The 14762-nt window shown below is 73.7% G+C and carries 15 protein-coding genes and 2 tRNA genes; 9 read left to right on the top strand and 8 right to left on the bottom strand.

Going from position 1 to position 14762, the window contains the following annotated elements:
* The first annotated feature begins 47 nt into the window (after nucleotides 1-47).
* Nucleotides 48-1013 (top strand): hypothetical protein, encoded by a 966-nt coding sequence (locus tag FHX31_RS02670; protein WP_184977737.1) that lies wholly within the window; start codon nucleotides 48-50, stop codon nucleotides 1011-1013.
* Here FHX31_RS02670 and FHX31_RS02665 read toward each other — a convergent pair.
* Nucleotides 896-2164: a glycosyltransferase gene (locus tag FHX31_RS02665; protein WP_184974937.1), complete on the bottom strand. Its 1269-nt coding sequence runs from the start codon at nucleotides 2162-2164 to the stop codon at nucleotides 896-898. The genes FHX31_RS02670 and FHX31_RS02665 overlap by 118 nt on opposite strands.
* Before the next feature lie 192 nt (nucleotides 2165-2356).
* Between FHX31_RS02665 and FHX31_RS02660 the strand changes: the two genes are divergently transcribed.
* From FHX31_RS02660 to FHX31_RS02650, 3 genes are all read left to right on the top strand, one after another.
* Complete coding sequence (locus FHX31_RS02660) at nucleotides 2357-3355, top strand: SDR family oxidoreductase (RefSeq protein WP_091330845.1); 999 nt, start codon at nucleotides 2357-2359, stop codon at nucleotides 3353-3355.
* A gap of 56 nt (nucleotides 3356-3411) precedes the next feature.
* A complete protein-coding gene (locus tag FHX31_RS02655; protein WP_082171333.1) occupies nucleotides 3412-4083 on the top strand; it encodes an ATP-binding protein in 672 nt (223 codons plus the stop codon).
* A 79-nt stretch (nucleotides 4084-4162) separates the two neighbouring features.
* Nucleotides 4163-4735 carry a DUF5709 domain-containing protein gene (locus tag FHX31_RS02650; RefSeq protein ID WP_013288384.1) on the top strand — a complete coding sequence of 191 codons (573 nt, stop codon included), beginning with the start codon at nucleotides 4163-4165 and terminating at the stop codon, nucleotides 4733-4735.
* 4 nt (nucleotides 4736-4739) lie between these two features.
* Here FHX31_RS02650 and FHX31_RS02645 read toward each other — a convergent pair whose 3' ends face one another.
* Both FHX31_RS02645 and macS read right to left on the bottom strand, forming a co-directional pair.
* Nucleotides 4740-5372, bottom strand: a complete 633-nt coding sequence (locus FHX31_RS02645) for a response regulator (RefSeq protein ID WP_030275127.1) — start codon at nucleotides 5370-5372, stop codon at nucleotides 4740-4742.
* A gap of 11 nt (nucleotides 5373-5383) precedes the next feature.
* The gene (gene macS / locus FHX31_RS02640; protein WP_184974935.1) at nucleotides 5384-6505 is read right to left on the bottom strand and encodes a MacS family sensor histidine kinase; all 1122 of its coding nucleotides are present in this window, start codon (nucleotides 6503-6505) and stop codon (nucleotides 5384-5386) included.
* A gap of 115 nt (nucleotides 6506-6620) precedes the next feature.
* Between macS and FHX31_RS02635 the strand changes: the two genes are divergently transcribed.
* Nucleotides 6621-7088: an ATP-binding protein gene (locus tag FHX31_RS02635; RefSeq protein ID WP_013475259.1), complete on the top strand. Its 468-nt coding sequence runs from the start codon at nucleotides 6621-6623 to the stop codon at nucleotides 7086-7088.
* A gap of 14 nt (nucleotides 7089-7102) precedes the next feature.
* Here the strand turns inward: FHX31_RS02635 and FHX31_RS02630 are convergent, their stop codons facing one another.
* Nucleotides 7103-8041: a ribose-phosphate diphosphokinase gene (locus FHX31_RS02630; RefSeq protein WP_013475258.1), complete on the bottom strand. Its 939-nt coding sequence runs from the start codon at nucleotides 8039-8041 to the stop codon at nucleotides 7103-7105.
* A gap of 64 nt (nucleotides 8042-8105) precedes the next feature.
* On the opposite strand from FHX31_RS02630, the gene glpK reads away from it, so the two are divergent.
* Nucleotides 8106-9590: a glycerol kinase GlpK gene (gene glpK / locus FHX31_RS02625; protein WP_357135518.1), complete on the top strand. Its 1485-nt coding sequence runs from the start codon at nucleotides 8106-8108 to the stop codon at nucleotides 9588-9590.
* Between the two features lie 3 nt (nucleotides 9591-9593).
* Here the strand turns inward: glpK and FHX31_RS02620 are convergent, their stop codons facing one another.
* A complete protein-coding gene (locus FHX31_RS02620; RefSeq protein WP_013288390.1) occupies nucleotides 9594-10427 on the bottom strand; it encodes a phosphoribosylaminoimidazolesuccinocarboxamide synthase in 834 nt (277 codons plus the stop codon).
* 118 nt (nucleotides 10428-10545) lie between these two features.
* On the opposite strand from FHX31_RS02620, the gene FHX31_RS02615 reads away from it, so the two are divergent.
* Nucleotides 10546-11868, top strand: a complete 1323-nt coding sequence (locus FHX31_RS02615; RefSeq protein WP_013475256.1) for an ABC transporter substrate-binding protein — start codon at nucleotides 10546-10548, stop codon at nucleotides 11866-11868.
* Nucleotides 11869-11910: 42 nt separating this feature from the next.
* On the opposite strand, the gene FHX31_RS02610 is transcribed toward FHX31_RS02615, so the two are convergent.
* Nucleotides 11911-12159: a hypothetical protein gene (locus FHX31_RS02610; protein WP_013288392.1), complete on the bottom strand. Its 249-nt coding sequence runs from the start codon at nucleotides 12157-12159 to the stop codon at nucleotides 11911-11913.
* A 135-nt stretch (nucleotides 12160-12294) separates the two neighbouring features.
* Between FHX31_RS02610 and FHX31_RS02605 the strand changes: the two genes are divergently transcribed.
* Together FHX31_RS02605 and FHX31_RS02600 are read left to right on the top strand one after the other, a co-directional pair.
* Entirely contained in the window at nucleotides 12295-13827 is a 1533-nt protein-coding gene (locus tag FHX31_RS02605) for an MFS transporter (protein WP_184974929.1), read from the top strand.
* Nucleotides 13814-14389, top strand: a complete 576-nt coding sequence (locus FHX31_RS02600; RefSeq protein WP_184974926.1) for a TetR/AcrR family transcriptional regulator — start codon at nucleotides 13814-13816, stop codon at nucleotides 14387-14389. Before FHX31_RS02605 ends, FHX31_RS02600 begins: the two co-directional genes overlap by 14 nt.
* Nucleotides 14390-14430: 41 nt before the next feature.
* On the opposite strand, the gene FHX31_RS02595 is transcribed toward FHX31_RS02600, so the two are convergent.
* Both FHX31_RS02595 and FHX31_RS02590 read right to left on the bottom strand, forming a co-directional pair.
* Nucleotides 14431-14504 (bottom strand) — tRNA-Met (locus FHX31_RS02595).
* A gap of 136 nt (nucleotides 14505-14640) precedes the next feature.
* Nucleotides 14641-14714, bottom strand: a tRNA-Met gene (locus FHX31_RS02590).
* Between the last annotated feature and the right edge of the window lie 48 nt (nucleotides 14715-14762).

Here is a 14762-nt window from a genome sequence, read left to right as displayed (position 1 = left end):
TCTATCCTCGCCAGGTGGTTTCCTCCGGTTGGTGCTTCCTGGCGGCGATGATCATCGCGTACGGCTTCGCCAACCTTCTCCAGTCGGTCGCCGCCGCGCGGACCACAGTGCACCACACGTTCGATCCCGGGCTGCTGCTGCGCCTCGCCGGGCACCGGACGTACCTGATCGGCCTGGCCTGCCAGGTCGTCGGCTTCGTGCTGGCCTTCCTGGCCCGCCGTGACCTGCCGTTGTTCCTGGTCCAGGCCAGCGTGGCGGCCGGGCTCGGGGTGACCGCCGTCCTCGGCGTGCTGGTGCTCAAGTGGCGGCTGCCGGCAGCCGAGGTGGTGCTGCTGGTGCTGCTGTTCGCCGGCATCACCGCGCTCGTCCTCTCCGCCCAGCCCGCGCCGTCGCGGCAGCTCGGCACCGCCGGGCTGGTCGGCCTGGCGGTGGCGGTGGTCGCGATCGCCGCTTCCGGCTTCTTCGCCGCCCGGCTGCACGGCGCGCTCGGGTCGGTGGTGCTCGGCTCACTGGCCGGGATGGCGTTCTCCGCCGCCGCGGTGGCGGCCCGCCCGCTCGCCTCGGCCGGGTCGGTGGAGGCGTTCGTCCGTGACCCGCTGCTCTACCTGCTGATCGTCCACTCGGTGATCGGCCAGCTGCTGCTCGGGCTGGCCATGCAGCGCGGGTCGACCACGGCGGCGGTGGCCGCGATGGACGCCGCCGGCGCGGTACCAGCGGCGATCGTCGGCCTGCTGCTGCTCAACGACAAGATCTGGCCCGGCCGGGAGTGGCTGGCCGGGCTCGGCTTCCTGGTGACGCTCGCGGCGGTGGTCGGCCTGACCCGGTACGCCGAACCGCAGCACCACCACGCCGGCGCCCGCCAGAAGGCAATGGTGGGCGCCGGGATGGTGCCGGTTCAGGCCGCCTCGACCGGCCCGCGTTCGGAGACGACCACCTCGACCGGCGGCGTCACCTCGACCGACGTCGGCTCGATCGGCGTAGCCGGGCGGCGCCGCCCGATCACCCGCTCGTAGAGACGCTCCAGCGCGGCGGCGGTCCGTTCCCAGGTGTAGCTGCACCGGACCCGGTCCACCGCGGCGTGCCCGTACGCGAACCGGCCGGCGTTGTCCGACAGCAGCCGGCGCAGCGTGACTCCGAGCATGCGCACGTCACCCGGCGGCACCAGCTTGCCGGTCACCTCGTCCACCACCGCGTCCGCGATGCCCCCCATGGCGTAGCCGACCACCGGCACGCCGCAGGCCATCGCCTCCAGCGACACCCGCCCGGCCGACGCGTAGTGCGGCGTGCAGGCCACCAGGTCGGCGGAGCGGTACCAGGTGGCCATCTGGTCGTGCGGCACCGCGCCGACCAGCTTCACCTGCTCCGCCACGCCCGCCCGTTCGGCCAGCTCGCGCAGCCGGCGCGCCTCGGTGTGCCCGTCCAGCCGCTCCGCCGGCGGGCCGCCCGCGATCACCAGCTCCGCGTCACCGACCAGCCGCATCGCCCGGATCAGGTCGTCCTGGCCGTGCCCGGGCGCGAGCCCGCCGACGGAGAGGATCCGCGGCCGCTGGTCCCGCGGCGCCGCCTCGCCGTCCGGGTGGAACTGGCCGGTGTCCACCCCGGTCGGCACCATCGCCACCGACGTCCGTTGCAGGCCCATCCGGGTCAGCTCGTCGACCTCGTCGTTGCACTGGGCCACCGCCACGTCCACGGCCCGGGTCAGCGCCCGTTCCAGCGGGATGCGCTCCCCCGGCCCGCTGTACTCCCGGCCGAGGTGACGCAACTGCTCCACGCCGAGCGAGTGGAACGTCTGCACCACCGGGATGTCGGTCGCGCGTACCGCGTGGGCGGCCGCCAGCCCGCCGACCCAGTAGTGCCCGTGCACCACGTCGGGCGTCCAGTCCCCGGCCCACTGCCCGGCCAGCCAGCGGCCGTACTCGGCGACGAACGGGACCAGCTCAGCGGTGGAGAGCATGTCGGGCGGGCCGACCGGGACACGTTCCACCCGGTAGCCGTCGAGTTCGGTCAGGGCGGGCTGGGCGGACGCGGCACGACGCTCGTAGACGCGGACGTCATGGCCCCGGGCGGCGAGCTCCGCCGCCACGCGCGCAATGTGCTCCTGCGTCCCGACAGTGGGACCGTCGGTGGACGAGCCGGCGTGCGCGCATACAAGGCCGACGCGCATGGTGCACCTCCATGCGTTTCTCGCGAGCGGGGTCTCCGGTCAGAGCGTCCCATTAACCCAGGTCCGGTGCGTCCAAACCTGACAGATCGGGGTCACCCGGCCAGTGCGTCCCGTGGGCGGGACAGCCGACCGATGCCGATCACCGGCGAAAACGGTCGGCATGACCGCCCCGGCCCGGGGTACCGACGGGGAATGCCGCTGACCCGCAGCCTCTCCGACGCCACAGTCGTCATCACCGGCGCCTCCAGCGGGATCGGCGCGGCCACCGCGTACGCGCTGGCCCGCCGGGGCGCCGACGTGGTGCTGGCCGCCCGGACCGAGTCCGCGCTGCGCCGGGTCGCGTCGTTCTGCCGGGAACTGGGCGGGCGCGCCCTGGTGGTGCCCACCGACGTGACCGACCCGGAGGCGGTGGAGCGGCTGGCAGGGCGGGCGGTGGCCGAGTTCGGCCGGATCGACGCGTGGATCAACAACGCGGCAGTGGGCACCGTGGGGCTGTTCGACGAGATCCCGGTGGCCGAGTTCCGCCGGGTGGTGGACGTGAACCTGCTCGGCGCCGTGTACGGGACGCGGGCCGCGCTGCCCTGGCTGGGCGCGGCCGGCGGCGGGGTGCTCGTCAACAACGCCTCGGTGCTGGCCGAGGTGGCGATGCCGTACCAGTCGGCGTACAACGCGACGAAGCACGCGATCCGCGGGCTGGCCGACACGGTGCGGCAGGAACTGCGGGTGACCGGCCGGGGGAACATCTCGATCTGCACCGTGCTGCCCGCCACCATCGACACGCCGTTCTTCCGGCACGCGGCCAATCACTCCGGCCGGGAGCTGACCCCGCCGCCGCCGGTGTACCCGCCGGAGATGGTCGCCGAGACGATCGTCCGGCTGCTGCGCCGGCCCCGGCGCGAGGCGTACGCGGGCGGCGCGGCCCGGCTGATCGGCCTCCAGTGGCGGCTCGCCCCGGCGCTGGCCGAGCGGGCGCTGGGCTGGTACACCGCGCGCACCCAGTTCGGTCCCGGCGTACGCGACGACTCCACAGGCGCCGTGTTCACGCCGGACTCGGCGGCGGAGCGGACCGACGGATGGTCCGGCCGGCGCGGGCAGGTGCTGCGGCTGACCGCGGCGGTCGGGCTGGCCGCCGGCACGGCTGTCGGCACGGTGGCGGCGCTCAGCCGCCGGTCCCGGGCCGACCGGCCGTGAGTCCCGTCGACCGGACCGGTGCGCGGGCGCGGACCGACGTGCACAATGGGGCGATCATGCCGACGGATGCGCGTTGCCTGGTGGAGACCGACGAGTCCTCCCCGACGGTCCGGCTGACCGGGGTCCTCGACCGTTCCGAGGTGGAGGCCGTACGGGACGCGCTGCTCGCCCGGCTGTGGCGGCACCCCGGGGTGCTGCTCGTGGACCTGTCCGGGGTGCGGATCCCCGACCCGGTGGCACGCGACGCGCTGGACGAGGTCTGCCGGGCGGTCGACGACTGGCCCGCCGCGCGGCTGCTGCTCGACCCGCACGGGCCGCCACCGGACGCCCCGCCCGAGCCGCTCGACGCCGAGCTGCCCCCGGTGGCCGAGGCCGCCCGGGAGGCGCGGGTGCTGGTGACCGGCGGCTGCGCCAGGTGGGGACTGCCGGAGCTGACCGAGCCGGCCTGCATCGCGGTCACCGAGATGGTCAACAACGTGGTGGCGCACGCGGTCACGCCGATGACGCTCCGGCTGGCCCCGCGCGGCGGCGCGCTGCACGTGGCCGTCCGGGACCACTCGACCGGGCGGCCCACGTACGGCGGGCCCGCGCCGGTGGACTCGGTGGGCGGGCGGGGGCTGCTGCTCATCGACACGGTGGCCCGGCGCTGGGGCAGCACGGCGCTGCCCGACGGCAAGGTGGTGTGGTGCGTGCTGTACGCCGAGGACGAGGCGGCGTATCGCAACTGAGGTGCTTTTCGCACTGTTTCTCCCGATCCACCCGGCCGGTCGCGGTTAGGCCGGGTAGCGCAGTGGGTAGTTCCCGGGCATGCGCGACGACGAGTACCCCACCCCCGTGTCCGATCCCGAGGCGGCGGGCCTGCCCGACACCGCCGACGACGACTCCACCGCGAACGACGACGTGCTGACCGGGCGCGAGGCGGACGGCCCCGAGCCGGCCCAGCTCCCCGGTGACCGCACGCCGGTCGCCGTGGACCAGTTCGGCACCACGGCGGAGGAGCAGCTCGACGGCGAGTCGCTGGACTACAAGCTCCAGCGCGAGCAGTACGAGCGCCCCGCCGACGACCCGCTCGCCGGCCCGGTCGACCCGGACATCGCCGCCGAGGCGGACAGCGAGGAGGCCGCCGCGCAGGCCCAGCTCGACGCCGACGTGATCGACCCGGGCCCGGTCTCGGACCCGCACTCCCCGGTGTCGGTGTACGACCACGGCCAGCTCGGTACCGTCGCCGACCACCAGGTGGGCCGGCTGGTCGAGCCGGACGAGGGCGCGCACACCGACCAGGAGACCGACAACGTCGCGTACGACGCAGGCGCGGCCGGTGGCGGGGCCAGCGCGGAGGAGCTGGCGGTGCACGAGACCCGGCCGCCGGAGGCGCGCTGACCGCTCAGTCGTCCAGGCCCCGCTCGATGGCGTACCGGGTCAGCTCGACCCGGTTGTGCAACTGGAGCTTGCCCAGGGTGTTCTGCACGTGGTTCTGCACGGTCCGGTGGGACAGGCTCAGCCGGTCGGCGATCTGCTTGTAGGACAGCCCCTTGGCGACCAGACGCAGCACCTCGGTCTCCCGTTCGGTGAGCCGGGGCGCGTCGTCGTGCGGGGCGGGCGGCTCCGCGGCCAGCCGCCGGTACTCCCCCAGCACCAGCCCGGCCAGGCCGGGCGTGAACACCGGCTCACCGGCCGCCGTGCGGCGCACCGCGTCCAGGAACTCCGCCGGTGCGGCCGACTTGATCAGGTAGCCGGTGGCGCCGGCCTTGACCGCGTCCAGCACGCCCTGCGGCTCGCCGCTGGCCGAGAGCATGAGCACCCGCACGTCGGGCAGCGCGGCGCGCAGGCCCCGGATCACCTCGACGCCGGAGATGTCCGGCAGCTGGAGGTCGAGCACGACCAGGTCGGGACGGGCCGCGGCGGCCACCCGTACCGCCTGCCGCCCCTCACCACTGGTCGCCACCACCTGGTGGCCCGCCTCGGTGAGGTCACGGGCGACACCCTCGCGCCACATCGGGTGGTCGTCGACCACCATCACCCGGATGCTCACCCGTGGCTCCTCGGCACGACCAGCTCGATCTCGGTGCCGGCGCCGGGCGCGGAGACGATCCGCACCTCGCCGCCCAGGTCGGCCACCCGGCCCCGGATGGACTGCGCCACCCCGAGCCGCCCCTGCGCGGCGGCCTCCGCCAGCCGCCCCTCCGGGATGCCCGGTCCCTCGTCGCGTACCGAGACGGTCACCGTCTCCTCCTCGTCCTCGATCAGCACCCAGGCCCGCCCGCCGGCGTGCCGGGCCACGTTGTCGAGCGCCGCGCCGACCGCGGCGCCCAGCTCACCGGCGGCCCGCGCCGGCAACGGCACCGGTGTGGCGGGCGCGGACACCACGACGGTGGCCGAGGCGTACCTGTCGATCAGATCGCGCAGGTCCTGCTCGTCCCCGCCCGGGTCCGGCGGCGCGCCCGCCCGGCCGATCAGCGCCCGCAGCGCCGCCTCCTGCTCGCCGGCCAGCCGGGCCAGCTCGGCCGCCTCGCCGTCCAGGTCCGCGCCGCGCCGCCGGACCAGCGCGAGCACCTGGAGCACCGAGTCGTGGATGTCGCGGGCCAGCCGTTCCCGCTCGCGGGTGGCCGCCTCCAGCTCCACCGCCCGCTGCAACCGCTCCTCCGCCTGCACCGCCAGCCGGGCCACGTGCCCGACCACCACGCCGGCGAGCAGCATGAGGATCGCCCCGGTCAGCGCGGACGGGCTGATCCGGTCGCGGGTGGCGAGGTCGGCGCCGCCGAGGACGATCGCGGCCACCGCGCCGCGCCGCCGCCCGCCGGAGACCGCCCAGGCGAGCACCGGCCCGGCCAGCCAGGCGGCGGTCAGCATCGGCACCCCGGCGGCGAGCGCCGCGCGGCCCACCACCCAGGGCGTGACCAGGATGATCGCCAGCACCACGCCGAGGTCGGCCAAGAGCAGCGGCCAGCGCCGCCCGGCCGGACGGCCGTAACCGGCCGCCGTCACGCCGCTCCACGCCAGCATCGCCAGCAGGACACCGCCCGCGGCGACCGGGTGCGCGTAGCGGTCCGCGTCGCGCAGCACGACCAGTCCGACGTACGCGAGCGCGGCGAAGCGGAACACCGCTATCGATCGCCAGAAGGGGCCCTCGAGGCCGGAGGACGACGGCATGTGCGACACCCTGTCACAGCCGGTCCAGGGCACCCCGGGCGGTGCGGCCCGAGAAACCCTGACGTACGGTGGAAATGCCGCGAAAGTCGTCGAGAACCATCGTCGGGACGGGGTCATGACAGACGCAGAACTCCCCGCACCGCGTACGGTTGTGCCCATCGAACCTTCCCTGCTTCTCGCCACGGCCTTCGACCAGGCGCAGGTGACCGGGCTGCGGCACTCGGTCACCTCCTGTGCGCACGGCTCGGGCCTGTCCGGCCAGCGGCTGGACGACTTCGTGCTGGCGGTCAACGAGCTGATCACCAACGCGGTCCGGCACGGCGGCGGGCAGGGCTGGCTGCGGCTCTGGGAGCGGAACGGCGAACTGGTCTGCGAGGTCGCCGACCACGGGCCCGGGATCAGCGAACGGCGGCTGCGCGACCGCGAGCGGCCCGCGCCGGACACCGCCGGCGGCTGGGGCCTCTGGCTGGCCCGGGAGCTGAGCGACGCGATGGAGGTGGAGACCGGCGACGCCGGCACCGTCGTCCGGATCACCGCCGCGCTCGCCACCCGCCAGCCCGCCACCGGCCCGCTGGACGGCTGACCCCGCCGCCGGCGTCAGGCGAACAGGGCGCTCACCGACTCCCCGTTGTGGATCCGCCGCATCGCCTCGGCCAGCGCCGGCGCCACCGACAGCACCTCCAGCTTCGGCACCCGCTTCTCGGCCGGGATCGGCACCGTGTTGGTGCAGACGATCTCCAGGACGCCCTCCTGCCCGCCCAGCCGCTCCAGCGCCCCGCTGGAGAACAGGCCGTGCGTACAGGCCAGCCGGATCGAGCGGACCCGCCGCTCCCGCAGATGCGAGATCAGCTCAATCACCGTGCTGCCCTTGGCGATCTCGTCGTCCAGCACGATCACGTCCCGGTCCGCCACGTCACCGATGATCGTGCTGATCTGCACCCGGTCGTCGCTGAAACGCTGCTTCGCGCCGGCCGCCACGGGCGTACCCAGCATCCGGGCGAACGCCGCGGCCTCCTTGGCGTTGCCCAGGTCCGGCGAGACCACCACCGCGTTGCTCAGGTCGTACCCCTTGAAGTGGGCGGCCAGTTCGCGCAGCGCGTGCAGGTGGTCCACCGGGACGCTGAAGAAGCCGTGCACCTGCGGCGAGTGCAGCGTCATGGCCAGCACCCGGTCCGCGCCCGCGGAGGTGAGCAGGTCGGCGACGAGCCGGCCACCGATGGAGATGCGCGGCGCGTCCTTCTTGTCCGAACGCGCGTACGCGTAGTGCGGCAGCACCACTGTGATCCGCGCGGCCGACGCGCCGCGGGCCGCGTCGATCATGAGCAGCAGCTCGACCAGGTGCTCCTGCACCGGCGGCACCAGCGGCTGGATGAGGAAGACGTCGCGCTCCCGGCAGTTCGCCTGCAACTGCACCTCCAGGCAGTCGTTGGCGAACCGGGACACCCGTACCGGGTGCAGCGGGACGTGGAGGTGGGCGCAGATCTCGGCGGCGAGGTCGGGATGGGCTGATCCGCTGAACACGGCAATGTCACGCACGTCTGATGATCGTACGGGCCGCCGGAGGGAGACGGTGGACGCTCGCGGCGGGTACGGTGCTGCCGTGACCGCAGAGTTCGTCGCCGCCATCGACCAGGGCACCACGTCCTCGCGCTGCATCGTCTTCGACCGGGCCGGTGAGATCGTCGCCGTGGCCCAGCGCGAGCACCGGCAGATCTTCCCCCGGCCCGGCTGGGTGGAGCACGACGCCGAGGAGATCTGGACGAACGTCGAGCACGTGGTGCGCGAGGCGCTGGCCAGCGCCGACATCGGCACCGAGATGCTGGCCGCGGTGGGCATCACCAACCAGCGCGAGACCACTGTGGTGTGGGACCGGGAGACCGGCCGTCCGGTGGCGAACGCCATCGTCTGGCAGGACACCCGCACCGGTCCGCTGCTGCGGGAGCTGACCGAGGCGTACGACGAGGAGCGGCTGCGGGCCCGCACGGGCCTGACCCCGGCCACCTACTTCGCCGGCCCGAAGCTGCGCTGGCTGCTCGACAACGTCGACGGGCTGCGCAAGCGGGCCGAGCGCGGCGAGGTGCTGTTCGGCACCATGGACAGCTGGCTGATCTGGAAGCTGACCGGCCGGCACGTCACCGACGTGACGAACGCCAGCCGCACCATGCTGATGGACCTGGAGACGCTCGACTGGGCCCCGGAGCTGCTCGACGCGCTGCGCGTCCCGGCCGCCGTGCTGCCGGAGATCCGCAGCTCGGCCGAGGTGTACGGCACCGCCCAGGGGGTGCTGGCCGGGGTGCCGGTGGCGAGCGCGCTCGGCGACCAGCAGGCGGCCCTGTTCGGGCAGACCTGTTTCCAGCCCGGCGAGGCCAAGTGCACCTACGGCACCGGCAGCTTCTTGCTGCTCAACACCGGCGCCAGCCCGGTGCCGTCGCGGCACGGCCTGCTCACCACCGTGGCGTACCGGATCGAGGGCCAGCCCGCCGTGTACGCGCTGGAGGGTGCCATCGCGGTCACCGGCTCGCTCGTGCAGTGGCTGCGCGACAACCTCGGCCTGATCTCCTCCGCCCCGCAGGTCGAGGAGCTGGCCCGCACCGTCGACGACAATGGCGGCTGCTACGTGGTGCCGGCCTTCTCCGGCCTGTTCGCCCCGCACTGGCGCAGCGACGCCCGGGGCGTGATCGCCGGGCTGACCGGCTACATCACCAAGGGGCACCTGGCCCGCGCGGTGCTGGAGGCGTCGGCCTTCCAGACCCGGGAGGTGGTGGACGCGATGAACGCCGACTCCGACGTGGCGCTGCGCCGGCTGCGGGTCGACGGCGGGATGACCGGCAACGAGCTGCTGATGCAGTTCCTCGCCGATGTGCTCGACGTGCCGGTCGTGCGGTCCCGGATCACCGAGACGACCTGCCTCGGCGCCGCGTACGCCGCCGGCCTGGCCGTCGGGTTCTGGCCGGACCTGGCCACGCTGCGCGAGAAGTGGCGATCGGACGCGCAGTGGGAGTCGACCATGGACCCGGCGCACCGGGAGCAGGAGATGCGCCAGTGGCGCAAGGCGGTGCGGCGCACGCTCGACTGGGTCGACTGAGCGTCAGTCCCAGCGGTTGCCGGTCAGCTTCTCGTACACCTCGACGTAGCGGGTCCGGGTCGCCTCGATGACCTCGGCCGGCACCTCGGGGGCGGGCGGCTGCTTGTCCCAGCCGCTCGACGTGGCCCAGTCCCGCACGTACTGCTTGTCGTAGGAGAACTGGGCGCGGCCCGGCTGGTACGACTCGGCCGGCCAGAACCGGGACGAGTCGGAGGTGAGCACCTCGTCGCCGAGGACCAGCGTGCCGTCCGGCGCCCAGCCCAGCTCCAGCTTCGTATCGGCGATCAGGATGCCCCGCTCGGCGGCGATCTCCGCGCCGCGCCGGTAGACGTCGACGGTGATCTGCCGCAGCCGCTCGGCGACCTCCGGCCCGACCTTGTCCACCACCTGCTCGTACGTGATCGGCTCGTCGTGCTCGCCCTTCGGCGCCTTGGTCGACGGCGTGAAGATCGGCTCGGGCAGGATCGACGCCTCGACCAGGCCGCGGGGCAGCGGCACCCCGGAGACCGAGCCGGTGCGCTGGTATTCGGCGAAGCCGCCGCCGGTCAGGTAGCCCCGGGCCACGCACTCGACCGGCACCATGTCCAGCCGCCGGCAGCGGATCGCCCGGCCGGCGAACTCCGCCGGCACGTCCGTCGCGGAGATCACATGGTTCGGCACCAGGTCGGACAGCTGCTCGAACCACCACAGCGACAGCGCGGTGAGCAGGCGGCCCTTGTCCGGGATCGGGGTCGGCAGCACCACGTCGTAGATGGAGACGCGGTCCGTGGCGACCAGGATCAGGTCCTCGCCGTCGGCGTAGACGTCCCTGACCTTGCCCGAGTGCAGAAGTTCCACGGCGCTAGTACACCATGACCGCCGGGGGTCGCCCGGCGCGCCCACCGGGCCCGCCCGGCGTTGACACCCCGCCGGGGGCCGGTGAAATGATCCGTCCACCCCACCTTCGGAGAGACCTTTGCGCGCTCCGCAGTCCGTACCCCGTCCCGGGCTCGACCGGCGACGGTTCCTCGGCGCGCTCACCGGGCTGCCGATCGCCGGCGGGCTGCCGCTGCTCACCGGGTGCAGCCCGGAGGAGGTGGCCGCCGACGACGGCCCGATCGAGCTGTCCGTGTTCTGGTGGGGCGGCGCCCGCCGGGCCGCGGCCACGGAACAGGCGCTGCGGCTGTACTCGCAGCAGAACCCGCGGGTCAGCTTCCGGGTGACCTGGCAGGGGCTGGGCGGCTACTACGACCGGCTCGCCACCCAGGCCACCGGCGGGAACGCGCCGGACCTCTTCCAGATCGACGACACGTTGCTCGCCGAGTACGCGGGCCGGGACATCCTGCTCGACCTGACCCGGTACGTCGCCGACGATCGGCTCGACCTGCGCGAGGTGCCGGAGCAGCTGGCCCGCTACGGCCGGGTGGACGAGCGCACGGTGGGCGTACCGGCCGCGCAGACGAGCGCGGCGCTGGTGTTCAACCGCCGGCTGCTACGCCGGCTGGGCCAGCCCGAGCCGCGTACCGGCATGTCCTGGAAGGAGTACGTGAGCTGGGCCGCGCGCGTCACGCGCGCCTCCGGCAACCGGGTGGCCGGCACCATGGACGCCTCCGGCGACTACCGGGCGTTCTGGCTCTGGCTACGCGGCCAGGGCAGCGAGCTGTACCAGGGGCGGCAGCTCGGCTTCAGCTCCGCCGAACTGCTCGCCTGGTTCGAGTTCTGGGAGGTGGCGCGGTTCGACCGGGCCACACCGAGCGCCGCGCTGGTCGAGCAGGCCGACAGCGGCGAGCTGGCCCGCCAGCTCGTGGTCACCGGGCACACCGCAGCCTCCTTCGCCTGGTCGCACCAGCTGCCCGAGTTGCAGAGCCTGACCGACGACGAGCTGGGCGCTGTCGCCTTCCCGGGTACGCCCGCCGCCCAGTGGCCGCGCGCATCGATGTACTGGGCCGGTTTCCGGGGCACCCGCCACCCGGAGGCGGTGGTCGACGTGCTCGACTTCCTGACCACGAACGTGGCCGCCGGCCGGCTCCTCGGCGTCGAGCGCGGCCTGAACACCAGCAAGCAGGTGCGCTCGTTCGTCGCCGCGGAGGTGACCGGCCGGGCCGAGAAGCGCATGGCCGCGCTCGGCGCCGAGCTGGACGACCTGGCCGGCCCGTCACCCGCGCCGCCGCCGAAGGGGCACGCCGAGGTGCGCGAGCTGCTGATCGACGCGGCCGAGAGCATCCGCGGCAAGCGGGCCGGCGCCCGTACCGCCACCTCCCGCTTCATGGCCCAGGCGAACGCCGCCCTCGCCGAGTGACCCGCCCTGCCCCGCCCGGCGTGGGCGGGGCGGGCAGGGGTGTCAGCGCGGGGGGCGGTTGCGGCGGCCGCGGGTGAGCAGCACCACCAGCAGCACGATGCCGCCGACCACCACGAGGCAGCAGAGCAGGCCGAGGATGCCGAACCCGCCACGGGACCGCCGGCGCGCCGCCTCCACCACGATCTCGCCGGTGCCGGACGACGCCCAGGCCGCGACCGGTACGAAGACCGAGAGCACGACCGTACCGAGGACCGCGCCCAGGCGGCCCCACCACTTGTTCCATGCAGACATGTCCCCATCCTCGCCGAGGCCTGCAACCGGGGCACGGCGGACAGGGCGGATGTCTCCGGACACGTCGCGTCGTCGCCGCAGGCCGGGTGGCTTTACTCACGATTAGCCGTCCATTTGGACTGTTACGGTTTCCTGGTGACCTCCTCCCCGCCCTCGGTCCCCGCACCGGCCCTCGCCGGGAAGCGGGAATGGGCTGCCCTCGTGGTACTCGTCCTCGTGGTCCTTCTCCTGGCCGTCGACGGGACGGTCCTCTACCTCGCGGTCCCGTCACTGACCGAGGACATCGGGCCCACCGCCACGCAGATCCTGTGGATCGGGGACATCTACGCCTTCGTGCTCGCCGGGCTCCTGATCACGATGGGCAACCTGGCCGACCGGATCGGCCGCAAGCGCCTGCTGATGATCGGCACTGTGGGTTTCGGCTCGGCGTCCGTGCTGGCGGCCTTCGCCTCCACCCCGGAGGTGCTGATCGCGGCCCGTGCGCTTCTCGGCCTGGCCGGCGCCACGTTGATGCCGTCGACGCTCTCCATCGTCCGGTCGATGTTCGCCGATCGCGCTCAGCGGGCCCGGGCCATCGCGCTCTGGTCGGCCGGGGCGACCGCCGGGGCCGCGCTCGGCCCGCTGGTGGGCGGCGCGCTGCTGGAGCGCTTCTGGTGGGGATCGGTCTTCCTGATCAACGTGCCGGTCATGGTGCTGGCGCTGGTGGCGGGACGGCTGCTGCTGCCGGAGTCGAAGGGCGAGGCGCCGGCGCGGATCGACGTGGGTTCCTCGGCGCTGTCCATCGTCACGATCGTCCCGCTGGTCTTCGCCCTCAAGCGTCTGTTCAGTGACGGCGTCGACGCCCTCACCGTGGCGGCCACCGCTGTCGGGCTGCTGGCCGGATGGTGGTTCGTGCGGCGGCAGAACCGGCTGGCGGTGCCGCTGCTCGACGTCTCGCTGTTCAAGGTGCCGGCGTTCTCGGGCGCGCTTGCAGCCAACGTGCTGGCCATCTTCGGGTTCCTGGGGCTGCTGTTCTTCTTCTCCCAGTACCTCCAGCTGGTTCGCGGCTTCGGCCCTCTGAAGGCCGGCGCCGCCGAGCTGCCCGGGACACTCGCCGCGGTGCTCGTCGTGGCACTGATCGGCGTCCTGCTGTCGCGGCTGGGGGCGGGCCGCGCGATCGGGCTGGGGCTGCTGGTCGCCGCCGTCGGGCTCGCCGTCATGGGGACGAGCGTCGACTTCCGGAGCTACTGGGGCCTGGGCATCGGCCTCGCCGTCATCGGGCTCGGCATCGGTGTCGCCATGACGCTCTCGACGGACGCCGTCGTCGGCGCCGTCCCGGAGCGGCGCGCGGGCGCCGCGTCGGCGGTGGCCGAGACGGCGTACGAGCTGGGCGGCGCGCTCGGCATCGCCGTCCTCGGCTCGTTGCACGGGCTGCTCTACCGTTCGTCGCTGACGCTCCCCGCCGGGACCACCGCCGCCGACCGGGCGCTGGCGGAGGACTCCCTGGCCGCGGCCGTGTACGGGTCACCGGCGCCCGGCGTCGTGGCCGCTGCGCAGGACGCCTTCGCCCAGGCGATGCAGTCCGCCACCTTCGTGGCCGCCGTGATCCTGGTCGGCGCCGCGGTGGTGGCCTGGAAGATCATTCCATCCGAGGCCGTGTCCGGTGGAGGTGTCCGTGTCGACCACTGACCGTCGTCCGATCCGCGATCGTGCACGCACCCGGCGAGCAGTGCTGGACGCCGCCGAACGGGTGGTCACCCGGCACGGTGCCAACGTCAGCCTGGCCGCCATCGCCCGGGAGGCGGGTGTCACCAAGAGCGGCCTGATGCACCACTTCCCGTCCCGTGAGGACCTGTTCGCCGCCCTGGTCGAGCAGGTGATCACCCGGTTCTGGGCGGAGGTGAACGCCCACGTCGACCCCGCCGACGACCGGCCCGGAGCCTTCACCCGCGGGTACGTGCGCGCCCTCACCGGAGACAGCGCGTACCTGGCGGAACTGAACAGCGCCACCGGCCTGCTCGCGCAACTCGGGGTCGACAGCATGGAGCACGTGCTCGCTGTGGATCCCGAGGACCCGGCACGCTGGAACCGTGCCTTCGAGGCCGACGGCCTGCCGCCGGGCCGCGTCTGGGCCGTCCGCTACGCCGCGGAGGGAATCGCCATCGGCATCGGCACCGCCTACGTCACGGACGAGCAGCTCCGGCTGGCCCGCGCGGAACTGCTCGCCCTCACCGAGACGGCGCCGGAATGAGTTCAGGCCCGGAATCCGTGGATTCCGGGCCTGAACCTTTGTAGCGGGGACAGGATTTGAACCTGCGACCTCTGGGTTATGAGCCCAGCGAGCTACCGAGCTGCTCCACCCCGCGTCGGCTCATACAGCTTATCGCACCCCGATCCTGGAGATCAGCCGGGTACCCGGATCCGCCACCGGCCGTTCCCGGGGCGCCTCGGGCCGGAACGGCGAAGGACCCCGGAGAGAACTCCGGGGCCCTTCGTCACGAGTAGCGGGGACAGGATTTGAACCTGCGACCTCTGGGTTATGAGCCCAGCGAGCTACCGAGCTGCTCCACCCCGCGTCGGCTCGACAACCGTAGCGCACCGACCCGGGGAGGCGCAAAACGGGT

Source organism: Micromonospora sp. CNZ286 (genome assembly GCF_014207755.1).
Note: the sequence above shows the minus strand (reverse complement) of the source record. Positions and strands in the feature narration are given on the sequence as shown.